This is a genomic window from Gordonia sp. VNK1 (assembly GCF_040049135.1).
GTDB classification, from domain to species: Bacteria; Actinomycetota; Actinomycetes; order Mycobacteriales; family Mycobacteriaceae; genus Gordonia; species Gordonia oleivorans.
Window position 1 is genome coordinate 41,802 of sequence record NZ_JBDZDJ010000014.1, and the last position, 20,627, is coordinate 62,428.

The 20,627-nt window shown below is 67.5% G+C and carries 15 protein-coding genes; 2 read left to right on the forward strand and 13 right to left on the reverse strand.

Annotated elements, in window-relative coordinates; all coding sequences use genetic code 11:
• Positions 1-54: 54 nt before the first annotated feature.
• From ABLE94_RS17210 to ABLE94_RS17245, 8 genes are all read right to left on the reverse strand, one after another.
• A complete protein-coding gene (locus tag ABLE94_RS17210) occupies positions 55-1,332 on the reverse strand; it encodes a DUF5336 domain-containing protein (protein ID WP_348809378.1) in 1,278 nt (425 codons plus the stop codon).
• Positions 1,333-1,819: 487 nt separating this feature from the next.
• Positions 1,820-3,823, reverse strand: a complete 2,004-nt coding sequence (locus ABLE94_RS17215) for an acetoacetate--CoA ligase (RefSeq protein WP_348803033.1) — start codon at positions 3,821-3,823, stop codon at positions 1,820-1,822.
• Complete coding sequence (locus ABLE94_RS17220; protein WP_348803034.1) at positions 3,820-5,469, reverse strand: AMP-binding protein; 1,650 nt, start codon at positions 5,467-5,469, stop codon at positions 3,820-3,822. The genes ABLE94_RS17215 and ABLE94_RS17220 overlap by 4 nt, the downstream gene beginning before the upstream one ends.
• A 4-nt stretch (positions 5,470-5,473) precedes the next feature.
• Positions 5,474-6,352, reverse strand: a complete 879-nt coding sequence (locus ABLE94_RS17225; RefSeq protein WP_348803035.1) for an HpcH/HpaI aldolase/citrate lyase family protein — start codon at positions 6,350-6,352, stop codon at positions 5,474-5,476.
• A 58-nt stretch (positions 6,353-6,410) separates the two neighbouring features.
• Positions 6,411-6,905 carry a MaoC family dehydratase gene (locus ABLE94_RS17230; RefSeq protein WP_348803036.1) on the reverse strand — a complete coding sequence of 165 codons (495 nt, stop codon included), beginning with the start codon at positions 6,903-6,905 and terminating at the stop codon, positions 6,411-6,413.
• On the reverse strand, positions 6,902-8,047 hold the full coding sequence (locus ABLE94_RS17235) for an acyl-CoA dehydrogenase family protein (protein ID WP_348803037.1): 1,146 nt from the start codon (positions 8,045-8,047) through the stop codon (positions 6,902-6,904). The genes ABLE94_RS17230 and ABLE94_RS17235 overlap by 4 nt, the downstream gene beginning before the upstream one ends.
• Before the next feature lie 61 nt (positions 8,048-8,108).
• On the reverse strand, positions 8,109-10,226 hold the full coding sequence (locus tag ABLE94_RS17240; protein WP_348809379.1) for an acetyl/propionyl/methylcrotonyl-CoA carboxylase subunit alpha: 2,118 nt from the start codon (positions 10,224-10,226) through the stop codon (positions 8,109-8,111).
• An 8-nt stretch (positions 10,227-10,234) separates the two neighbouring features.
• Positions 10,235-11,830 carry a carboxyl transferase domain-containing protein gene (locus ABLE94_RS17245; protein WP_348803039.1) on the reverse strand — a complete coding sequence of 532 codons (1,596 nt, stop codon included), beginning with the start codon at positions 11,828-11,830 and terminating at the stop codon, positions 10,235-10,237.
• A 244-nt stretch (positions 11,831-12,074) separates the two neighbouring features.
• Here ABLE94_RS17245 and ABLE94_RS17250 point away from each other — a divergent pair, with 244 nt between their 5' ends.
• On the forward strand, positions 12,075-15,611 hold the full coding sequence (locus ABLE94_RS17250) for an indolepyruvate ferredoxin oxidoreductase family protein (RefSeq protein WP_348809380.1): 3,537 nt from the start codon (positions 12,075-12,077) through the stop codon (positions 15,609-15,611).
• A gap of 53 nt (positions 15,612-15,664) precedes the next feature.
• Here the strand turns inward: ABLE94_RS17250 and ABLE94_RS17255 are convergent, their stop codons facing one another.
• Positions 15,665-16,396: a DUF5336 domain-containing protein gene (locus ABLE94_RS17255; protein WP_348809381.1), complete on the reverse strand. Its 732-nt coding sequence runs from the start codon at positions 16,394-16,396 to the stop codon at positions 15,665-15,667.
• Between the two features lie 228 nt (positions 16,397-16,624).
• On the opposite strand from ABLE94_RS17255, the gene ABLE94_RS17260 reads away from it, so the two are divergent.
• On the forward strand, positions 16,625-18,133 hold the full coding sequence (locus ABLE94_RS17260; RefSeq protein WP_348809382.1) for a serine/threonine-protein kinase: 1,509 nt from the start codon (positions 16,625-16,627) through the stop codon (positions 18,131-18,133).
• A gap of 8 nt (positions 18,134-18,141) precedes the next feature.
• On the opposite strand, the gene ABLE94_RS17265 is transcribed toward ABLE94_RS17260, so the two are convergent.
• The 4 genes from ABLE94_RS17265 to ABLE94_RS17280 form a co-directional block, all read right to left on the reverse strand.
• Positions 18,142-18,798 (reverse strand): hypothetical protein, encoded by a 657-nt coding sequence (locus tag ABLE94_RS17265; protein WP_348809383.1) that lies wholly within the window; start codon positions 18,796-18,798, stop codon positions 18,142-18,144.
• The gene (locus ABLE94_RS17270) at positions 18,795-19,454 is read right to left on the reverse strand and encodes a TetR/AcrR family transcriptional regulator (protein WP_348809384.1); all 660 of its coding nucleotides are present in this window, start codon (positions 19,452-19,454) and stop codon (positions 18,795-18,797) included. Before ABLE94_RS17270 ends, ABLE94_RS17265 begins: the two co-directional genes overlap by 4 nt.
• A 58-nt stretch (positions 19,455-19,512) precedes the next feature.
• Complete coding sequence (locus tag ABLE94_RS17275) at positions 19,513-20,133, reverse strand: nitroreductase family protein (RefSeq protein WP_348809385.1); 621 nt, start codon at positions 20,131-20,133, stop codon at positions 19,513-19,515.
• An 82-nt stretch (positions 20,134-20,215) separates the two neighbouring features.
• On the reverse strand, positions 20,216-20,626 hold the full coding sequence (locus tag ABLE94_RS17280) for a hypothetical protein (protein WP_348809386.1): 411 nt from the start codon (positions 20,624-20,626) through the stop codon (positions 20,216-20,218).
• Between the last annotated feature and the right edge of the window lies 1 nt (position 20,627).

Here is a 20,627-nt window from a genome sequence, read left to right on the forward strand (position 1 = left end):
CGGCCCCCGATCCCGGCAGGGATCGGGGGCCGATGTCGATGTGCTGAGCGTCGCTCACGGGGCCTTCGGCGGCTCCGGCTTCTGGAAGATCGACGTCGCGTTCTCCGAACCGGGTGTGGCCTCGCCGGCGGCCTGCGGACTCGCCGACGCTCCCGGGGTTCCGGGGAACGACGCGCCGGGAATCGAGGCGTCGGGAACGGAGGCACCGGGGACCTGGGCTCCGGGCGTCGACGGCGATGCGGCCGCGTGCTGACCGTGACCGTATCCGGCATACGCCGACGGGTCATAGGCGGACGGCGCCGGGGCTGCGGCCGTCCCCGGCTGCGAGGCCGTGGCCGGCGTGGCCGCTGCCGGGGTCGACGCGGCCGGAGCCGACGCTGCCGCGGACGGGTACACCGTCGTCGCATGCTCGGAACCGGCCGGGATGACGCTGGTGGCCTGCGGCTGCGACACCGCTCCGTAACCGGCCGGCTGGCCGTATGCCGACGCGGCGGGTGCGGTCGGGTCGGTGGACGCCTGGTCGGTGACAGTGGCTGCGGTGGCTCCGGCGGCGGTCGCGTCGGGCACGGGTGCGGTCTTGATGACCTTGAGGTCGAGGAGCAACCAGAAGATGGCCAGCAGGAAGATCAGGATCGACAGCACGAGCAGGATGATGGCGCCCGCGCCGTGCTCCGTGTTCTCCTGCAGATCGGAGCCGACGTAGGTGAGGATCGTGATGAACACCCCGGCGACCGACGCCGCTGCGACTGCCGGAGCCACACGATAGGACTTGAGCAGCCCGGTGAAGGCGAGAAATCCGGTGAGGACGACAAGGACGTAGGCCGCGTTCAGATAACTCGCGAACAGTTCGATGGACCCCTGGACTTCCTGGCCGGTGAACGGATCCGTCTCGCTTCCGGTCAGCCCTGCGGCGAAACCGCAGAACAACACGACCACGCCGAGGACACCGATGGTGGCGGCCAGCACGGGTGCAACGATCGGCGGGAACCCGGCAAACGGCTGCTTGGGAGCGGCGGGCTGGCCGTAGCCCTGCTGGCCATTCCCTTGTTGGCCGTATCCCTGCTGACCGTAGGACGACGGATCACCGTATCCCTGCTGGCCATATCCCTGCTGGCCATAGCCCGATTGGTCGCCATAGCCCTGCTGGCCGTATCCCTGGGGATAGCTCTGCTGCCCGTACGTGGACGGATCACCGTAGCCCTGGCCGTACTGCCCGTAGCCCTGGGACGCGGACGCATCGCCGGGCTGGGAGTATCCCCCGCCCTGCTGTCCATAGGACTGTCCCGGATCGGGTTGCTGCCCGTAACCGGCACCTCCGGATGGGTAGGTCATCTACTTCTCCTGCCACAAAGACGTCTTGGTTTCGCTGCACCCCCGAACGCCATGCGTTCACCGCACCCCGGGGCACACTTTTGACCACGCTAATACATCTCGCGCACGGGCCACAGGGCCGACGTCGACGTTGTGGATCATTCCGGCAATCCCGACCCGCGGTTCGGTCGCCTGAATGACCCCGCGTCGTTGACAGCGCTCTCGTCCTCACTGACAGCGCTCCCCTCTTCACTGACAGCGCTCTCGTCGACGTTGACAGCGCTCTGGTCTCCACTGACAGCGCTCTCCTCCTCACTGACAGCGCTCTCGTCGACGTTGACAGCGCTCTCCACACCGCCACCGGACGTCGGGAGTGCTTGTCACACAGTCGAATCAGCAGCGATCACCGTCGGAACGTCGACGAGGCAAGCGCTGTCAACGACCAGCAAAGCGCTGTCAACGCCAGGGAGAGCGCTGTCAACGACAGGGAAGCCCGACGATCGCGGGCTCACCACCGATGTTGGGCGCCCTGCTGCGCGTACCAGTCGATCAGCGAATGATCGTCGACGGACCGCGGGTCGATGTCGACGGGACGACCGGCCAGCACCGAGGTCACCGGCACCTCGAGCTTCTTTCCGGTCCGGGTGTGCGGAATGCCCGGCGCCAGGATCACCTCGTCGGGGACGTGGCGCGGCGACAGCCGTTTCCGGACGTCGGCGGCGATGCGCGCGCGCAGGTCGTCGTCGAGTTCTGCTCCGGGGACGAGGGTGACGAACAGCGGCATCCAGTAGGCGCCGTCGGGTCCGTCCACTCCCAGGACGAAGGCCTCGGCGATCTCGTCGATGCTCTCGACGACCTCGTAGATGTCGGCCGAACCCATCCGGATTCCGTGACGATTCAACGTCGCATCACTGCGTCCGTGGATGATCAGCGATCCGCGATCGGTCACGGTCACCCAGTCGCCGTGCCGCCACACCGGGGACGAGTCGGCCCCACCGTCGGTCCATTCATGCTCGAAATATGCTGCGCGATAGCGCTTTCCTTCGTCATCGCGCCAGAATCCGACGGGCATCGACGGCATCGGTGCGGTGATGACCATCTCGCCGACCTCACCGATCAGCGGCGTCCGATCCGGCGCCCAACTCTCCAGTGCCACAGCGAGATAGCGCACCGAGAGTTCACCGGGAACCACCGCCACCCCGACCGATCCGCCGGCGAACGCGGTGACGACGTCGGTGCCCCCACTGATGGACGAGACGGGAAGTCCGTGTGCCACATTCTCTTCGACCCAGTCGAACAGGTCGCCGGCCAGCGACGATCCGGTACTTCCCAGGGCACGCAACGCCGACAGGTCGTGATCACGTCCGGGCACGAGTCCCGCCTTACGCGACGCCTGCAACTGTCCGGGGCTCGTGCCGAAATACGTGACCTTCTCGTCGGCGACGATCCGCCACAGATGGTCGGCGTCCGGATAGAGCGGAGATCCGCTGTAGCACACGATGGTCGACCCGCACAGCAGACCGGCCACCTGGAAGTTCCACATCATCCAGCTCAGCGCGGTCTGCCAGAAGAACACGTCGGATTCGCCGAGCCCGGCATGCAGACCGGCGGCCTTCAGGTGCTCGAGGACGACGCCGCCGTGTCCGTGCACGATCCCTTTCGGCCGTCCGGTGGTACCCGAACTGAACAGCACCCACAGCGGGTGGTCGAAGGGCACCGGCTCCGGCCGCACCACCGCGTCGGCGGCCACGGCTTCCACATAGGAGAGCACCCGAACGCCCGAATCCTGGTGACGCGCAGCATCTCCCACCACGATGTGGGCCACCAGGCCGGGCAGCGACGACGCCAGCGCCGCACTGTCGGCGACCTTGTCGACATCTTTGCCGTTGTAGCGGTACCCGGAGGCACTGAACAGGACCTTGGGTTCGAGCTGGCCGAGTCGGCCGGCCGCTCCCTCGGGTGCGTAGTCCTGCCCGCAGCCCGACCAGATGGCACCGAGAGAGGCGGTCGCGAGGAAGGCCACCACCGCCTCGGGCACGTCGGGCAGGTAGGCGGCGACGACGTCACCGGCCCCGACTCCCAACCCGCGCAGCGTCGAGGCCAATCTCCCGACGAGGTCCGGCAACTCCGCCCACGTCACCTCCGACCGCACGCCGTCCTCGTCGATTCCGACGATCGCCGCGCGGGCACTGTCGGCCGACCCGATGGTCACCGCATGACGCAACACCTGATCGACGTAGTTGAGGTGAACGCCCGGAAACCATTGCGATCCCGGCATGTTCGTGGACGCGAGAACCGCAGCATCGCCGTCGTCGAGTTCTCCGCCGATCTCCACCAATGCGTAGAACTCCCACACGGCCCGCCAGAACTCGGCGGGCCGCGTCGTCGACCACTCCCACAGCGACGCGTAGTCGCCGACGTCGACCCCGTACCGGTCGGCGACGGCCGCCGCGAAGGCGTCGAGTTGTGCGGTCTCCCCCACCTCGACCACGTCCGGGACGCTTCCGGTCATCGCAGCAGTCCCAGGATCTCGACGGATTCTTCGCGCATCTGCACCTTGCGAACCTTTCCGGTGACCGTCATCGGGAACTCCTTGACGACGTGGACGTAGCGCGGGATCTTGTGCCGGGCGATCTGTCCGGTCGCGAAGTCCCGGACGTCGTCGACGGTGAGTTCGGTTGCGCCCTCCCGCAACCGGATCCACGCCATGAGTTCCTCGCCGTACTTCGCGTCGGGAACGCCGATCACCTGGGCGTCGAGGATGTCGGGATGGGTGTAGAGGAACTCTTCGATCTCACGCGGATAGATGTTCTCACCACCGCGGATCACCATGTCCTTGATGCGGCCGGTGATGCGCACGTAGCCGTTCGGGTCCATCACCGCGAGGTCGCCGGTGCGCATCCACGGTCCGCCGTCGGGATCGTCGGCGTCGGGCACCAGTACCTCGGCGGACTTGTCCGGCTGATTCCAGTATCCCTTCATGACACTGTAACCGCGCGTGCAGAATTCGCCGGTCTCGCCGCGCTGCAGGGTCTCGCCGGTCACCGGATCGATCACCTTGATCGACAGGTGCGGACCCACCCGCCCGACGGTGCCGACCCGCAGGGACAGTTCGTCGTCGACGCGGGTCTGCGTGGACACCGGCGAGGTCTCGGTCATGCCGTAGCAGATGGACACCTCGCTCATGTGCATGCGGTCGACGACCTGGCGCATCACGTGTTCGGGGCACGGCGAGCCCGCCATGATGCCGGTGCGCAACGTCGACAGATCGAACTCCGCTCCCGAATCCAGCAGGGCGAGTTCAGCGATGAACATGGTGGGGACGCCGTACAAACTGGTGCAACCGTATTCGGCGACCGCCCGCAGCGACGCCTCGGGATCGAAGGTGGGCGCCGGGATGACCATGGCCGCACCGTGACTGGTGGCGGCGAGATTGCCCATCACCATGCCGAAGCAGTGATAGAACGGCACCGGGATACAGATCCGGTCATCGGCGGTGTAGTTGAGCAGTTCACCCACCAGGTAGCCGTTGTTGCCGATGTTCGCATGCGACAGGGTGGCACCCTTCGGGAACCCTGTTGTGCCGGAAGTGTATTGGATGTTGATGGCGTCGTCGGGACGCAACGACGCGGCCCGCTCGGCCACCGCGTCGAGCTCCGCATCGGTCGGAGTGCTCGTCACCGACGCCCACTCCGCCGAGTCGAACAGGATCACCTCACGCAACTCGGGCGCGTTCGGGCGGGCGGCCGCGAGCATCCCGGCGTAGTCGGAGTCCTTGTATCTCGACGCGGCGACGACGACGCTCGCGCCGGACTGGGTCAGCGCGTACTCGATCTCGTGTTGCCGGTAGGCGGGGTTGAGATTGACCAGGATCGCCCCGATCTCCGCGGTCGCGTACTGGGTGAACACCCATTCCGCGCGGTTGGGTGACCACAGTCCGACCCGGTCACCGGCCTGGACACCCAGCCGAACCAGCCCCGCCGCGAGGGCGAGCACATCCCGCCGGAACTCCGCGTAGGTCCACTGCCGACCGCTGGGCGCATCGATGAGGGCGATGCGATCACCGTGGTCGGCGGTGATCCGCGCCAGGGTCTGCCCGATCGTCTCCGTCAGCAGGGCAGGCTCGGATTCGCCATGGGCGTAGGCCAGTTCGGACATCGGTTCACTCTTCCTTCGTTGACTCGGTGGTGGTGGCCGCACGCGAGAGAACCGCCTCGGCCTGGCGGAATACGGGACCGTCGATCATCTGCCCGTCGATACTGAAGACACCGCCCCCGAAGTCCGCCGATCCGTCGATGACGCGCCGGGCCCAGGCGACCTCGTCGTCGGTCGGCGTGTAGCCGGCACGGATCGTCTCGACCTGCGACGGGTGGATACATGCGGTGGCCACATATCCGAGTGCCACCGCGTCGGTGACCTCGAGGGCCAGGCCCTCGGTGTCACGGAAATCCAGATGCACCGCGTCGACGGCGAACTTGCCGGCGGCCGCGGCGGCGAGGCGGACCACCGACCGGGTGTAGCGGGCCACGTCGCGGTAGGTTCCCGGGTTGCGTTCCTCCGGGCCGAAGCGGCTCGACTTGCCGCCGAGCCCGGCGACCAGATCCTCGGCGCCCCACATCAATCCGATGCAGTTGACGGCGGCGGCGATCTCGTGGGCGCGGACCGCCCCGGCCGGTGTCTCGATCAGGGCGATCGTCTGCAAGGCGGTCTCGGTGATCGACTCGGCCGTCTCCGACTTCGCCTGCATCACCACCCGGTAGTTGGTGTCGCCGAGCGCTGCGAGGTCACGCCGGTAGTCGCCGGTGCCGGCGGGATTGATGCGGACCACCACCCGATCGGGGTCGAGCGGATGGGCGACCAGGGCCTCGCGGGCGGCCACCCGGTTCTCCGGGGACACCGCGTCCTCGAGATCGAGGATCACCACGTCGGACCGTTCGAGGGCCTTCTGATAGCGTTCGGGCCGGTCGGCGGGACAGAACAACATCGCCGGTCCCCCTGGCAGCCAGGACTTTCCGAACGATTCCACCGGTTGCGAGGTCATGTTATCGGGCGCTCCTCCGTCGTCGTCATCGTTGACACTCTTCTCCGACGCCCCGTCGTCACTGGAGGGGACGCCGCCGAACCAGCGTCGCACGAGCGGCCCGCGCCACCACCACCCCGTCCTGGTTACGCCCCACATGCAGCAGGTTCACCACGCCCTCACCGGGGCGGGACCGCGATTCGCGGATACCCGTGCATTCGGTCTCCGCGTACAGGGTGTCACCGGCGAACAGCGGTGCCGGAAAGGCCACTTCGGAGAACCCGAGGTTGGCCACCAATGTGCCCTGGGTCAACTGCGACACCGACAATCCCACGATGGTCGACAGCGTGAACATCGAGTTGATGAGCCGCTGTCCACCGAAACCGGGCTGCTGCGCCGACCACGCGGCGTCGAGGTGCAGTGCCTGGGTGTTCATCGTCAGCGTCGTGAACAGGACGTTGTCGGCCTCGGTGACGGTCCGCCCGGGCCGGTGCTCGTAGATGGTGCCCTCCTCGAACTCCTCGAACCACAGTCCGCGCTGCACGATTCGGGTGGGCGTCTGCTGCTCACTCATGCGAACCCCAGTTCCCGGGCGATCAGCATGAGCTGCACCTCGGTGGTGCCCTCGCCGACCTCGAGGATCTTGGAGTCACGGTAGTGCCGCGCCACCGGGTACTCGTTCATGAAGCCGTAGCCCCCGTGGATCTGGGTGGCCATCCGCGCATTGTCCATCGCCGCCTCACTGGCCACCATCTTGGCGATCGACGCCTCCTTCTTGAAGGGCTTGCCCGCCAGCATCTTTGCCGCGGCGTCGTAGTAGGCGGTGCGGGCGACGTGCGCGCGGGCCTCCATACGTGCGATGGCGAACGACACCGACTGGTACTCCCCGATCGGCCGGCCGAAGGACTGACGTTCCTTGGCGTACTTGACGCTCTCGTCGACGCAGCCCTGCGCGGCGCCGGTGGCCAACGCGGCGATCGCGATTCGGCCCTCATCCAGGATCGACAGGAAGTTCGCGTACCCGCGTCCGCGCACCCCGAGGAGGTTCTCCTTGGGGACCCGCACGTCGGTGAAGGTCAGCGGATGGGTGTCCGAGGCATTCCAGCCGACCTTGTTGTACGCCGGTTCGGCGACGAATCCCGGCGTGTCGGTGGGGACGATGATCGTCGAGATCTCCTTGCGTCCATCGTCTTTCGTACCGGTGACCGCGGTGACGGTGACCAGCGAGGTGATATCGGTACCGGAGTTGGTGATGAACTGCTTGGAGCCGTTGATGATCCAGGAATCGCCGTCGTCCTTGGCGGTGGTGGCGGTGGCACCTGCGTCCGAGCCGGCACCCGGTTCGGTGAGTCCGAAACCGGCCAGATTCTCACCGGCGGTCAGCGACGGCAACCACCGCTGCTTCTGCTCGTCGCTGCCGAACTTGTGGATCGGCATGGCACCGAGGCTCACACCGGCCTCAAGGGTGATGGCCACCGACTGATCGACCTTGCCGAGCTCCTCGAGGGCCAGCGACAGCGCGAAGTAGTCACCGCCCATTCCGCCTTCCTCTTCGGGGAAGGGCAGTCCGAACAGTCCCATCGCGCCCATCTGGGCGACGACCTCATACGGGAAGCTGTGTTCGGCATCGTGTTTCGCCGCGACCGGTGCCACCACCGATTGTGCGAAGTCACGCACCGTGTGGATCAGGTCGAGGTAGTCCTGGGTCAACTCCATGGCTGGGGTTCCTTTGTGCGTGTGATGAACTCGGGCGAATGTGCGATGACGGCCGCGATCGTCATGACCGATCCGCCGCGGGGTCGTGATGGGCGTCGACATGCGCGAGGAGTTGGCCCGCGGACACCTTGTCGCCCACCGCGACCGAGACCGTCACGGTCCCGTCGACGGGCGCGGTGAGGCTGTGTTCCATCTTCATGGCCTCTACGACGACGATCGCGGTTCGGGCGGTGACCTCGTCGCCGTCGGACGCCGCGACGGCGACGACGGTGCCCGGCATCGGCGAGGCGATGTCGCCGGCCGCCTCACCAGTATCGGCATCGAGGGTGGTGCGCGTCAGCTGGACGATCCAGGTTCCCTGTGGCCCGCCTGCCCACCACTGGTCGCCGATCTCGGCGAGCGACCATTGCTGGCTGATGCCGTCGACGATCAGCCGGGCGGTGCGACCGGAGGTGGTCGCATGCGCGGCAAGGTATTCGACATGCGCCGACCACGGTGGCGCCGCGTTCTCCTCGTCCGCATCGACGATGGTGACATCCGCGGTCACCCACCGATCGTCTGCTCCGTGCACCGCCGCGGACACCGTCCGCGAATGCGTTCCCGCCGACAGCCTGCTGATGACCGGCGCGTGGTCGCCGATCCGGAAGCCCACCGCCGCATCCCACACGTCGTCGGTACGTCGTTGCCCCACGCGGGCCAGGCCGACCAGTGCGAGCGCCTCGGGAACCGGTTCCGGGGCAACGTAATCGGCCGCCAGACGGTCCAGCAGCTCGGTGTCGAGGCGGGCCGCCTGAACCTCGGGGCGGGCCAGGACGTAGCGACAGAAGTCGATGTTGGTGACCACTCCCAGAACCCGGGTGTCGCTGAGCGCGTGGTCGAGTCGTTCGATGGCCTCGGCGCGATCGGCCCCGTGGGCGATGACCTTGGCCAGCATCGGGTCGTAGTCACTGCCGACCACCAGTCCGGGCAGCATGGCCGAGTCCAGTCGCACGCCCTGTCCCGCACTAATATCGGGTTCGGCGAGTGCGACGATCTCACCGCCGGTGGGCAGGAAGCCGTTTGCAGGATCCTCGGCGTACACCCGGGCCTCGATGGCGTGCCCGGTGAAGGTGACGTCGCTCTGCGCGATGGCCAGCGTCTCACCGCGCGCCACCCGGATCTGCTGCTCCACCAGGTCGATTCCGGTGACCATCTCGGTGACGGGGTGTTCCACCTGCAGTCGGGTGTTCATCTCCATGAAGAAGAACTCGTCGGGTCGGTGCGCCGACACGATGAACTCGACGGTCCCGGCGCCGGTGTAACCGACGCTGCGCGCGGCGTCGCAGGCAGCCTGCCCGATGCGATCGCGGGTCGCGGCGTCGAGCAACGCCGACGGCGCCTCCTCGATGACCTTCTGATGGCGCCGTTGCAGCGAGCATTCCCGCTCACCGAGATGGATGACGTTGCCGTGGGTGTCGGCGAGCACCTGCACCTCGATGTGCCGGGGCGTGTCGACGAAATGCTCGAGGAACAGGGCGTCGTCGCCGAAGGCGGCGGCCGCCTCGCGGCGGGCGCGGGTCAGCGCATCGGGCAGTCCCGCAGCCGATTCCACCCGGTGCATGCCTTTGCCGCCACCACCGGCGCTCGGCTTGATGAGCACCGGGAAGCCGATCTCGGGGGCGGCGGCGATGAGGTCGGAGTCGGTGAGCCCGGGACGAGACAGACCCGGTACCACCGGCACACCACGTTCGGTGACGGCGGCGCGGGCGGTGATCTTGTCACCCATCGTGGCGATGGCCGATGCCGGCGGGCCGATGAAGGTGATCCCGGCGGCGGCCAGTGCCGCCGCGAATTGCTGGTTCTCCGAGAGGAATCCGTAGCCCGGGTGGACGGCGTCGGCGCCGGTCGCCTGGGCGGCGCGCACGACCGCGTCGATGTCGAGGTAGCTGGCGGTCGCCGCCGCCGGTCCGATTCGCACGGCGGTGTCCGCCTCCCGCACGTGACGGGCGTGGGCGTCCGGGTCGGAGTAGATGGCCACGCTGCGCAGCCCGAGCCGACGAAGGGTGGCGATGACGCGGCAGGCGATCTCGCCCCGATTGGCCACCAGCACGGTGCGGATCACGCGCGGAGCGGCGGACACGCCTCGATCGTCATCGATGTGTTCACCTGTGGTCGAGGGGATTTCAGAAGTCACAGACATTGCCTGCCTCACATCCGGAAGACGCCGTAGCGCGGATCGGTCAACGGGGCGTATCGGCAGGCCTCGAGTGCCAGGCCGAGGACGGTGCGGGTGTCGGCGGGATCGATGATGCCGTCGTCCCAGAGTCGCGCCGTCGAATAGTACGCATCGGATTGGTGTTCGAACTGATCGCGGATGGGTTGTTTGAAGGCGTCCTCGTCGTCGGCGGACCACTCGCCCCCGGAGCGTTCGATCTGGTTGCGGCGCACCGTCGCCAGGGTGTCGGCGGCCTGCGGTCCGCCCATCACCGAGATCCGGGCGTTGGGCCAGCTCCACAGGAAACGCGGCGAGTATGCGCGTCCGCACATCGAATAGTTGCCGGCGCCAAAGGAGCCGCCGATCATCACGGTCAGCTTGGGGACGCGTGCGCAGGCAACGGCGTTGACCATCTTGGCACCGTTCTTGGCGATACCGCCTTCCTCGTAGGCGCGTCCGACCATGAAGCCGGTGATGTTCTGCAGGAAGATCAGCGGGATGCGGCGTTGGTCGCACAGTTCGATGAAATGTGCTCCCTTGAGCGCGGATTCGCTGAACAGCACCCCGTTGTTGGCGATGATGCCGACCGGGTGCCCGTGCAGATGGGCGAAGACGGTGACCAGGGTGGTCCCGTAGTTCGCCTTGAATTCGGTGTACTCGCCACCGTCGACGAGGATCTCGATGACCGAGCGCACGTCGTAGGGGATGCGTGGGTCAGTGGGGACGACGTCGTAGATGTCGGTCTGGGGCCGCGTGGCGGGTTGCGCCGCGGTCAGTTCCCACTGAGCCGGGTCGCGCGGTCCGAGGGTCGCGACGATCTCGCGGACCTTGGCCAGGGCCTGCTCGTCGTTGTCGACGAGGTGATCGGTCACCCCGGACACCGACGAGTGCATGGCACCGCCACCGAGATCCTCGGCGGTGACGTCCTCGCCGGTCGCCGCCTTCACCAGCGGCGGGCCGGCCAGGAAGATGGTGCCCTGGTTGCGCACGATGACCGTCTCGTCACTCATGGCGGGCACGTATGCGCCGCCGGCGGTGGACGAGCCGAGCACGGCCGAGATCTGCGGGATGCCCGCGGCGCTCATGTTCGCCTGATTGAAGAAGATCCGGCCGAAGTGCTCGCGGTCGGGGAACACCTCGTCCTGCTGCAGCAGCATCGCGCCACCGGAGTCGACGAGATAGATACACGGCAGCCGGTTGGCGGCAGCGATCTCCTGGGCACGCAGGTGTTTCTTCACCGTCATCGGGTAGTAGGTGCCGCCGGAAACGGTGGCGTCGTTGGCGATGATCATGCATTCGCGGCCTGCCACCCGCCCGATCCCGGCGACCACACCGGCGGAGGGCACCTTGCTGTCGTACATGTCGATCGCGGCGAGCGGGGCGACCTCGAGGAACGGCGATCCGACGTCGAGGAGTCCGTCGACGCGGGCGCGCGGGAGGAGTTTGCCGCGGGATTCGTGGCGCGCCCGGGCACGCTCGCCACCGCCGGCAGCCGCGGTCCGCAGCTTCTCGCGGAGTTCGGCGACATTGGACAGGTGGACGGCGCGAGGACCCGTGGTCGGGGCGGAGGTTGTGACTGTCGGACCCACCAGCTCCCTTTCAGTTAGTGACAATTAACTGAAGTGACTGTAGCGTACGTCACTGCCCACTGTCACGCGCCCGCCGTTTTTTCATCGGCTCTGCTGCACATCGACCATTCTCCACCCGGACGTGACGGCCATCACGATTTTTCGTATGGTGTGGGTGAGCCCACCACCCCCGGGCCCATCACGCACGACGGCGGACCGACACCCACGGTTCGCGCGCCACAACTACAGAAGGCCAGGTAAACCCATGACCCTCGCCCCGCATGCCCCCGCGACCAGCGGTCTGGAAGACCGTTACGTCCGCGAGTCGGGCACCGTCTTCCTCGGCGGCATCGCCGCCCTCGTCCGCATGGTGCGTGATCGCGCTCTCGTCGATCGACGCATGAATCAGCGGACCGCCTCCTTCATCTCCGGCTACGAAGGTTCCCCCCTCGCCGGATACGACCTCGAGCTCGCCAAGCGCCGGGCGCTCCTCGAACCCCTCGACATCGTCCACCGCCCCGGCCTCAACGAAGAGCTCGCCGCGACCTCGGTGATGGGATCGCAGGTCGCCGCGCAGGTCACCGGGCTCGCCCCGGACGCCGCCGGTCAGGCCCGCTCGGGCATCGTCGGCTACTGGTACGGCAAGGCACCCGGCCTCGACCGCGCATCCGACGCCCTGCGCCACGCCAACATCATCGGCACCCATCCCGACGGCGGCGCGGTCGCCCTGGTCGGCGACGATCCCGGCGCGAAGAGCTCCACGGTGCCGTGCGCATCGGAGATGGCCCTGGCCGATCTCTACATCCCGATCCTCTATCCCGCCGATTCGCAGGACATCCTCGATCTCGGGGTGCACGCGGCGCACATGAGCCGGGCCAGTGGTCTGTGGACCTCGCTGAAGATCTCCGCGCATGTGGCCGACGGCGCGTCGACCGTCCAGCTCGATCCCACCCGGGTCGATCCCCGCTACGGCGCCCTCGGACGCAGCCCGCACATCCCGTCCGGCCGCCTGCTCGGCGCGAATCTCATGGAGCTGGAACAGAATCAGCTCACCACCCGCCTCCCCCGTGCCCTGGAGTACGCCCGCCTCAACGGCCTCAATTGGATCACGGTGCGCAGCAGCGACGATCGCATCGGGATCGTCGCCGCGGGCAAGACCTATCTCGACGTCCGCGAGGCGCTGCATCTGATGGGGTTGACCGAGGCCGACCTCAATCGCCTCGGTATCCGGATTCTCAAACTCGGCATGGTCTATCCGCTCGAGCAGGACATCCTGCGGCGCTTCATCACCGACACCGCCTCGGGACACCTCGACGAGGTGATCGTCGTCGAGGAGAAGCGTGACTTCGTCGAGACGATGATGCGCGACATCCTGTTTCGTGACCCGATCGCCCCGCACATCGTCGGCAAGGTCAATGAGAACGGCTCAACGCTGTTCTCCCGCTTCGGTGAACTCGACGTCGACGCAGTCACCCGCGGACTCGCGATGCGCCTGGCGCGGCATCATCACGTCGACGAGGCCATCGACTGGCTCGACCGCTCGTCTCGTCGACGTACCCGCATCGAACTCCCGCTGGCCGTGCGTACCCCGTACTTCTGCTCGGGATGCCCGCACAACAGCTCGACGAAGGTCGCCGACGACACGTTGGTCGGCGCCGGAATCGGTTGCCACGCCATGGTTCTGCTGATGGACCCGCATCAGGTGGGCGATGTCGCCGGCGTCACCCAGATGGGTGGCGAGGGCGCGCAGTGGATCGGCATGGCACCGTTCGTCACCGCCGATCACTTCGTGCAGAACCTCGGCGACGGCACCTTCACCCATTCGGGTTCACTGGCCATCCGCGCGGCGGTCGCCGCGGGTGAGAACATCACCTACAAGCTGCTGTACAACGGCACGGTGGCGATGACCGGCGGTCAGGATCCGGTGGGCGAGTTCAGCCTGGGACGCATCACCGCACTTCTCGCCGCCGAGAATGTCGCCAAGATCGTCGTCACCTCCGATGACGTGACGCGCACCCGCAAGGCCGGTCTCGCCCGTGGCGTCGAGGTGCGTCCGCGGGCCGATCTCGCCGACGTGCAGCGGGAGCTCGCCGCGATCAGTGGTGTCACCGTCCTCATCCACGATCAGGCGTGTGCCGCGGAGAAGCGCCGTAAGCGCAAGCGCGGCACCGTCGAGACCCCGACGACGCGGGTGATGATCAACGAACGCATCTGCGAGGGGTGCGGTGACTGCGGCGAGAAGTCCAATTGTCTGTCGGTGCATCCGGTTCCGACGGAGTTCGGCCGCAAGACCCGTATCGATCAGAGTTCCTGCAACCTGGACTACTCGTGCCTGAGCGGTGACTGCCCGTCGTTCGTCACGGTGACGCCGGGCACCGCGACGCGCGCCATCGGGGCTGTGGCCGCCGACCTGGACGCGAATACCGTTGCCCCACCGGCACTTCAGCGGCCACGCCTGGGGGTCGACACCGACGTCGCCACCATCCGGATCACCGGTATCGGCGGCACCGGCGTGGTCACCCTGTCCCAGGTGCTGGCGACCGCGGCCAATCTCGACGGTCACGCCGCCCGCACCGTCGACATGACCGGCCTCGCGCAGAAGGGCGGCGCGGTGGTCAGTGACATCAAGATCTCCTCGCGGCCCATCGAATTGGCCGCCAAGGTGGCCGGCGGCACCTGCGATCTGTATCTGGCCTGCGATTCGCTGGTCGGTGCCGACGCCACCAACCTCAAGGTCACCTCGCCGGAGCGCACCACCGCGGTCGTCTCCACCACCCGCATCCCGACCGGGTCGATGGTCGTCGACACCTCCGTCGGATTCCCCTCCGACACGCAGATTCACGACGTCATCGAGCCACGGGTGGCACGCACCGTCTATCTGGATCCGGGAGCACTGTCCACGGACCTGTTCGGGCATGAGCAGTACGCGAACATGCTCGCCGTCGGTGCCGCCTATCAGTCCGGGGCGCTGCCGATCACCGCGGCTTCCATCGAGCGCGCGATCGGCCTCAACGGCGTCGCGGTGGCCGCCAACATCCAGGCCTTCCGGCGTGGCCGCCAGGCCGTCGCCGACCAGGATGCGGTGAGCACCGAGATCGCCCGGCTGCATCCGCAGTTGGCGGCGACGCAGCCCAGCGATCGTGCGCGCGCATGGGTTTCGACGTTGGGCACCATCACCGACGAGTTGGCGCAAACCATCGCACTGCGCGCCGACGATCTCGTCGACTATGCCGACGAACGCTACGCGCGCCGCTACGTCGACGACATCGCGCGGGTGCATCGTCTCGGCGCCGGTGACGCTCTCACTGACGCGGTGGCGCGCAATCTGTACAAGTTGATGGCCTACAAGGACGAGTACGAGGTGGCCCGCCTGTCCGCCGATCCGGCCTTCGCCGCGCAGATCGCCGACCAGTACGGCCCGGACGCCAAGGTCGCCATCCGGCTGCATCCGCCGACGCTGCGGGCGTTGGGGATGAAGGAGAAGATCTCGCTGGGCGCATGGGCGAAGCCCGGGATGACCGCACTGAGCCGCATGAAGAAACTGCGCGGCACCAAGTTGGACCCGTTCGGCCACAACGAGATCCGACGCACCGAACGCGCGCTGATCGTCGAATACCGCGAGCTGCTCGACGCGCTGTGCACCGGACTTGCATCGGGTCGGATCGGTGCCGAGGAGATCCCGGCCGCGGTGGCGTTGGCCGACCTACCCGACATGGTGCGCGGCTACGAGCACATCAAGATGGCCAATGTGGAGAGGTACCGGGAAGCGCTGGCAGAGCGACGCGACGCTCTCGGGATCTGACCGACGCGGGTGGTGGGCTCGGTGCCCACCACCCGTCCCCCGCCACCCCTACCTCACTCCTTGCGCAACCCGCCCAGAACCGCCGCTCCGAGGAGCAACCCCACCTGGAGGAAGCCGAAGATCAACGCCACGATGGCACCGGCACCGATGCCGATGACCGGAACCGACGTCGTCGTCACCGCGGCGGAGAACAGCGCCAGCCAGGCCCCGGCGGCGGCCACCGCAAGGAACGGCACGGCCTTACGGAACCGGGGTATCAGGACCAGGGCGGCGGCAATCGCGATGGCGCCCAACACGATCAGGAACTTGCCCGGGTTGAGCACGATCTCATACGACGCGAATCCCGGGACGCCGGAGCTCCCGTTCGCATAGTCCTCCGCCCAGTTCTCGATCTCGGAGTCCGGGATCGAGTTGTCGGGAACCACCCAGCTGACGAAGCCCATGAAGTAGGTGATCAGACCGGCGACGCTGGACGCGATCAGCAGCAGTGACGGCATCTGTGCCCGCGCATCGAACTGACGGGCCGGGGCCGGCGGTGGCGTCGCACCCCAGCCCTGCGGACCGGGCTGGGCACCCCACTGTCCCGACGGCACCGGCTGCTGCGGCATGGGTTGCTGTGGCACCGGCTGCGAGGGCGGATAGGGCACCTGCCCGGGACTCGAGTACTGGCCGGGCGCGGCGTACTGACCGGGCACCGCACCCGGGACTCCCGGCGCAGCGGTCTCGGGTGCCGGTTGCCCGGCAGCCCAGGTCTGTTGCGGTTGGTTCGGATCGCCTGGATTCACGTCGTCGTCTTCCCTTCACCTCTGTCGCGGCCTTTACATGGCACGGCCTTCACGTGGTGGTCAGAGTAGAGGCCACGTGCCGTGCCAGTGCACCCCGGAAGCGAGATTCATTCACCCCGACCTGTCCTTTTCGTCCGATTGGATGATCGCCACAGACGGCCCTCAGTGGTAGTGTCCGAAGCTCCTCTGGCAGCCCTATGCCCGAGATACTCCAGGAGCGACACCCCGATGTTCCCGTCAGGAACCGACCGCGCGGGAACCATGCTGGGACAGTATCGGCTCGAGGAGTTGCTCGGTCGCGGCGGGATGGGTGAGGTGTACCGGGCCACCGACACGCGACGCGGTCGCACGGTCGCGATCAAACTCCTCAGCCGCACGGTCAACGACGACCCGACCGCTCGGGACCGTTTCATTCGCGAGTCGCACATGGCTGCGGCCCTGAATGATCCGCACGTCATCCCCATTCACGACTGGGGCACGATCGACGGCCAACTCTTCATCGACATGCGGCTGGTCAACGGCCGCGACCTGCGCCAGGTGCTCGCCGAGGACGGCCCGCTGCCTCCCGAACGCGCCCTGCACATCGTCGAGCAGATCGGCGCCGCCCTCGATGCCGCGCACCAGGAGGGCCTGACCCACCGGGATGTCAAGCCGGACAACATCCTTGTAGATCGGCACGACTTCGCCTACCTCGTCGACTTCGGACTGGCGATGACCGATTCGGATACGCGCTTCACCCAGGCCGGGTATGCGATCGGGTCGTTTCGCTACATGGCGCCGGAACGATTCGCCGACGACACCGTCGGCCCGCCCGCCGACATCTACGCACTGACCGGCGTTCTCTACGAATGCCTCTCCGGCCAAGCACCTTTCGCGCAGCTGACGAATCCCGAACAGATCATCTCCGCCCACCTTCAACAGTTCCCGGCGCCGCTGAACTCACCGGTCAACGCGGTGATCGGGCGGGGCATGGCCAAGGATCCGGCGGATCGCCATCCCGATGCCGCGACGCTCGTGGCCGATGCCCGGCGCGCCGTGCACCAGCCACCGGCGGCAGGAATGGCGACCGCGGTCAATCCGGCGGGGCTCGATCCGGCTGGGTTCGATCCGGCTGGTCTCGTCAGTGCACCGCCCCAGGTACCCACAGCGCGACCCACGACGGAGTTCAGTCAGCCCACGGTGGTGCGCACCGCCCGCGAGCCGGTTGCACCGATACCGACGCAACCGGTCCGGGGGACCTCCCGAGCGTCGACCTACGCCTTGATCGCCGTCATCGCGGTTCTCGTGATCGCCCTGCTCGGCGTCGGCGGATGGTTCCTCACAACCACGGCCTCCGACGAACCGGCGGAGAACGCGGCAGCGCCGTCCCTCCCCGCATCCTCGGTCGTCTCCGCGCCGTCCGTCGTGCCGTCGCAGGTGCCTGCCCCGCTGTCGGCCGCGCCGTCGGCGCCGGTCCTGCCCGCCAACGGTCGACAGGTCTGGCGGATGCCCCTCGGTAATGCGGTGGTGATCCTGTATCTGTCGCCGTCGGGATACAACTGGCTTGAGGTCGCCACGCCGGGTGGCCTGGCCGGCAGTGCCCGCATCTGGTCGCAGGCGTCCGGATGGCAGGCATCACCCTCCTATTCGGCTGCGCCGCAACAGTTCTTCACCCCGGCGGTGTATGCGCCCGCCAACACCTGCATTCGGATCATCGTCAACTATGCGGGCAATACGATGAACCGGAAGATCTGTTAGGCCGGGTCTCAGCTGTAGGTAGAACCGTTCCACTGCAACGTCCGACGAGTGATGGTGCCGCTCGCACAATCCGGCTCGCAGTCGTTGGCGCTCGCCTCAATCGCATAGCGACCACCCTGCGGACCGACCAATTCGGCGTAGTAGTAACGATTTTGGCCCGTTTGGTAGGACTGTTCGATCGGCGCGAAGCCGTCGGCGGTGGGGACGAGGACGATCACCCCGTCGTAGCGTCCCGGGTTGTAGATGACGAACGTGTTGCCGGTGTTGTCGGTGGCCGGGTTGGCGAACCGCCACTTCACGGTGGTCGGGCCGGAGTCCTCGGCGTGGCTCCACTGCACCCCGGCGGCGTTCTGCGCCACGAGGCACGCCTCTCCCCCACCAGAACCGGCGGCCGTGGTGATCGCGAAGATCCGGGTCGGTCCCCAACCCGGATGGGTGATGTCGGTGGTCCCGACGACCGATCCACCCGAACACACGGTGGCGGCCCCGGAGAACTGCGGGGCCGCCGGCAACGGCGCCGAGGCGTTCCCACCACCGGCGGCGTCGTCCTCACTGGTGGCCGACCCCGAGACCGAGCAGCCGGTGACACCGACGGCGAGGGCGACGAACACGGCGACCGACGCCGGCCGGAGTGCCCGGATCGGTGACGACAGGCGGCGCGTCACGGTCGACTCGTCCCGTCTCCGGGCGCGGTCGCCGGGACATGCAACGCCGCCAACGCCATCGCGGCCAGCAGCCGGCGCAGGCGGCACGGATCGAACTCGGGAAGTCGTGGTGAGGAGTTCAGCAGACCGAACATCGCATGGACGCGCACCCGCGCCTCGTCCCGTTCCAGACCGTCGATGCTCTGCGCGGATTCGGCCATCAGCACATCCACCCACCGCTCGACGTACCGGCGCTGCAGGCTGCGGACCTCGTGGTTGGCCTCGGGCGTCAACGACGACAGGTCACGGTCCTGCACCGCGATGAGATCCGGCTTGGTCACCAGCACGTCGATGTGAAATGCGATGAGCGCGTTGAGGGTTGCGGCGGGCGGATCACCACGCTCGACCACCTCGGTACCGCCGGCGTAGAGCCGCCGGCTGATGTCGAGGAGCATCTCGTCGAGCAGTTCGGATTTCGAGGCGAAGTGACGGTACATCGCCGGTCCACTGATGCCGACGGCGCCGCCGATGTCTTCGAGCCGCACGCTCGCGAATCCACGTTCGGCCATCTGCCGGGCGGCCGCGGTCAGCAGATCGGCGCGACGTGCCGCCTTCGCCGCGGATCGCCGATTGGGCGGGCGATCGGCAGGCGGGCGCGGGGTCTCGGAGTCGGCCATGGTGTCTGTGAACTCTACCGGTCACACCCGTACGGGTCCGGTAGCCGCTCCAAACGGCTCACCATCCGTCGATGTGCAGGACGTCGTCGAGCGGCTTGCGACCGGCGGGTTTGAAGTCGGTGCCCTTGGTGTAGGCCACCGGCAGCAGCACACCCTGGTGCACGGTCGACGGGATGCCGAGCAGGTCGGCGATCTCCTTCTCGTAGGTCAGGTGCAGCGTCGTCCACGCCGAACCCAGCCCGCGGGCGCGCAGCGCGAGGCTCAGACTCCACGCACCGGGGAGCAGCGATCCCCACACTCCGGCCTGATTGCCGGCCGGCAGGTCACCACCGGTGTAGATCGCGCCGATCACCAGCACCGGAACCTCCCCCATCACGTCGGCGAGGTACTGGGCACTCGACGCCACCCGACGAGCGGTGTCATCGGGCAGGGTCTTGGCGGCAGAGTAGGCGGCGAAGGATCGGGCGTAGAAGTCGCCGACCTTCTTCTTCAGTTCCGGATCGGTGAGCACGATCCAGTGCCAGGTCTGACTATTGCTCCCGGTGGGCGCCTGCATCGCCACCTCCAGCGCCTCCCGCACCACGTCGATCGGGACGGGTCGCTCGAGGTCGAGGCGTTTGCGCACCGACCTGGTGGTGGTGAGCAGTTCGTCGGGATTCAGTGGCAGTAACTCGGTCATCTCACTCCTCGGGTGGTGGACGGTCGACGCGGTGGCCGTCTTCCCATCTTGCACGCCCGAGGCGAGGTGCCGGCCCGGGATGTCAGTCGCGGTGGAACTGCGCGGTGACATCGCCTCCGGTGGCGGTGATCGACGTGTCGGTGATGGTGATCGTCCAGTCACCGGCCGGGCAGTTCCCGTAGGTCACCGTCGACGTGGCCGTCACAGTGGAGCCCTCACGCGACGTCTCCTTCCAGGTGGCGCCGCACGACCCGGCGACATCGACCGTGGCGAGGAACGGGTTGTCGGAGACCACTCCGAGGTGCGCCTCGCTCGAGCGTCCACCGGCCTTCCAGGTGCCGGTCCACGATCCGGACAACGCACTCGATGCGGGCACGTCGATCGAGCTGGAAACACCCGACACCGGTTCCGATGTGTCACTGCCGCAGGCGGTTACCCCGATCGCCAGACCTGCCGTCAACAGCACCGCCGACATCCACCGACGCTTGTCCATC

Coding starts and splice junctions, on each gene's coding strand:
- ABLE94_RS17210 (WP_348809378.1), bottom strand. CDS start 1,332: ATGACCTACCCATCCGGAGGTGCCGGTTACGGGCAGCAACCCGATCCG.
- ABLE94_RS17215 (WP_348803033.1), bottom strand. CDS start 3,823: ATGACCGGAAGCGTCCCGGACGTGGTCGAGGTGGGGGAGACCGCACAA.
- ABLE94_RS17220 (WP_348803034.1), bottom strand. CDS start 5,469: ATGTCCGAACTGGCCTACGCCCATGGCGAATCCGAGCCTGCCCTGCTG.
- ABLE94_RS17225 (WP_348803035.1), bottom strand. CDS start 6,352: ATGACCTCGCAACCGGTGGAATCGTTCGGAAAGTCCTGGCTGCCAGGG.
- ABLE94_RS17230 (WP_348803036.1), bottom strand. CDS start 6,905: ATGAGTGAGCAGCAGACGCCCACCCGAATCGTGCAGCGCGGACTGTGG.
- ABLE94_RS17235 (WP_348803037.1), bottom strand. CDS start 8,047: ATGGAGTTGACCCAGGACTACCTCGACCTGATCCACACGGTGCGTGAC.
- ABLE94_RS17240 (WP_348809379.1), bottom strand. CDS start 10,226: ATGTCTGTGACTTCTGAAATCCCCTCGACCACAGGTGAACACATCGAT.
- ABLE94_RS17250 (WP_348809380.1), top strand. CDS start 12,075: ATGACCCTCGCCCCGCATGCCCCCGCGACCAGCGGTCTGGAAGACCGT.
- ABLE94_RS17260 (WP_348809382.1), top strand. CDS start 16,625: ATGTTCCCGTCAGGAACCGACCGCGCGGGAACCATGCTGGGACAGTAT.
- ABLE94_RS17270 (WP_348809384.1), bottom strand. CDS start 19,454: ATGGCCGACTCCGAGACCCCGCGCCCGCCTGCCGATCGCCCGCCCAAT.
- ABLE94_RS17275 (WP_348809385.1), bottom strand. CDS start 20,133: ATGACCGAGTTACTGCCACTGAATCCCGACGAACTGCTCACCACCACC.
- ABLE94_RS17280 (WP_348809386.1), bottom strand. CDS start 20,626: ATGGACAAGCGTCGGTGGATGTCGGCGGTGCTGTTGACGGCAGGTCTG.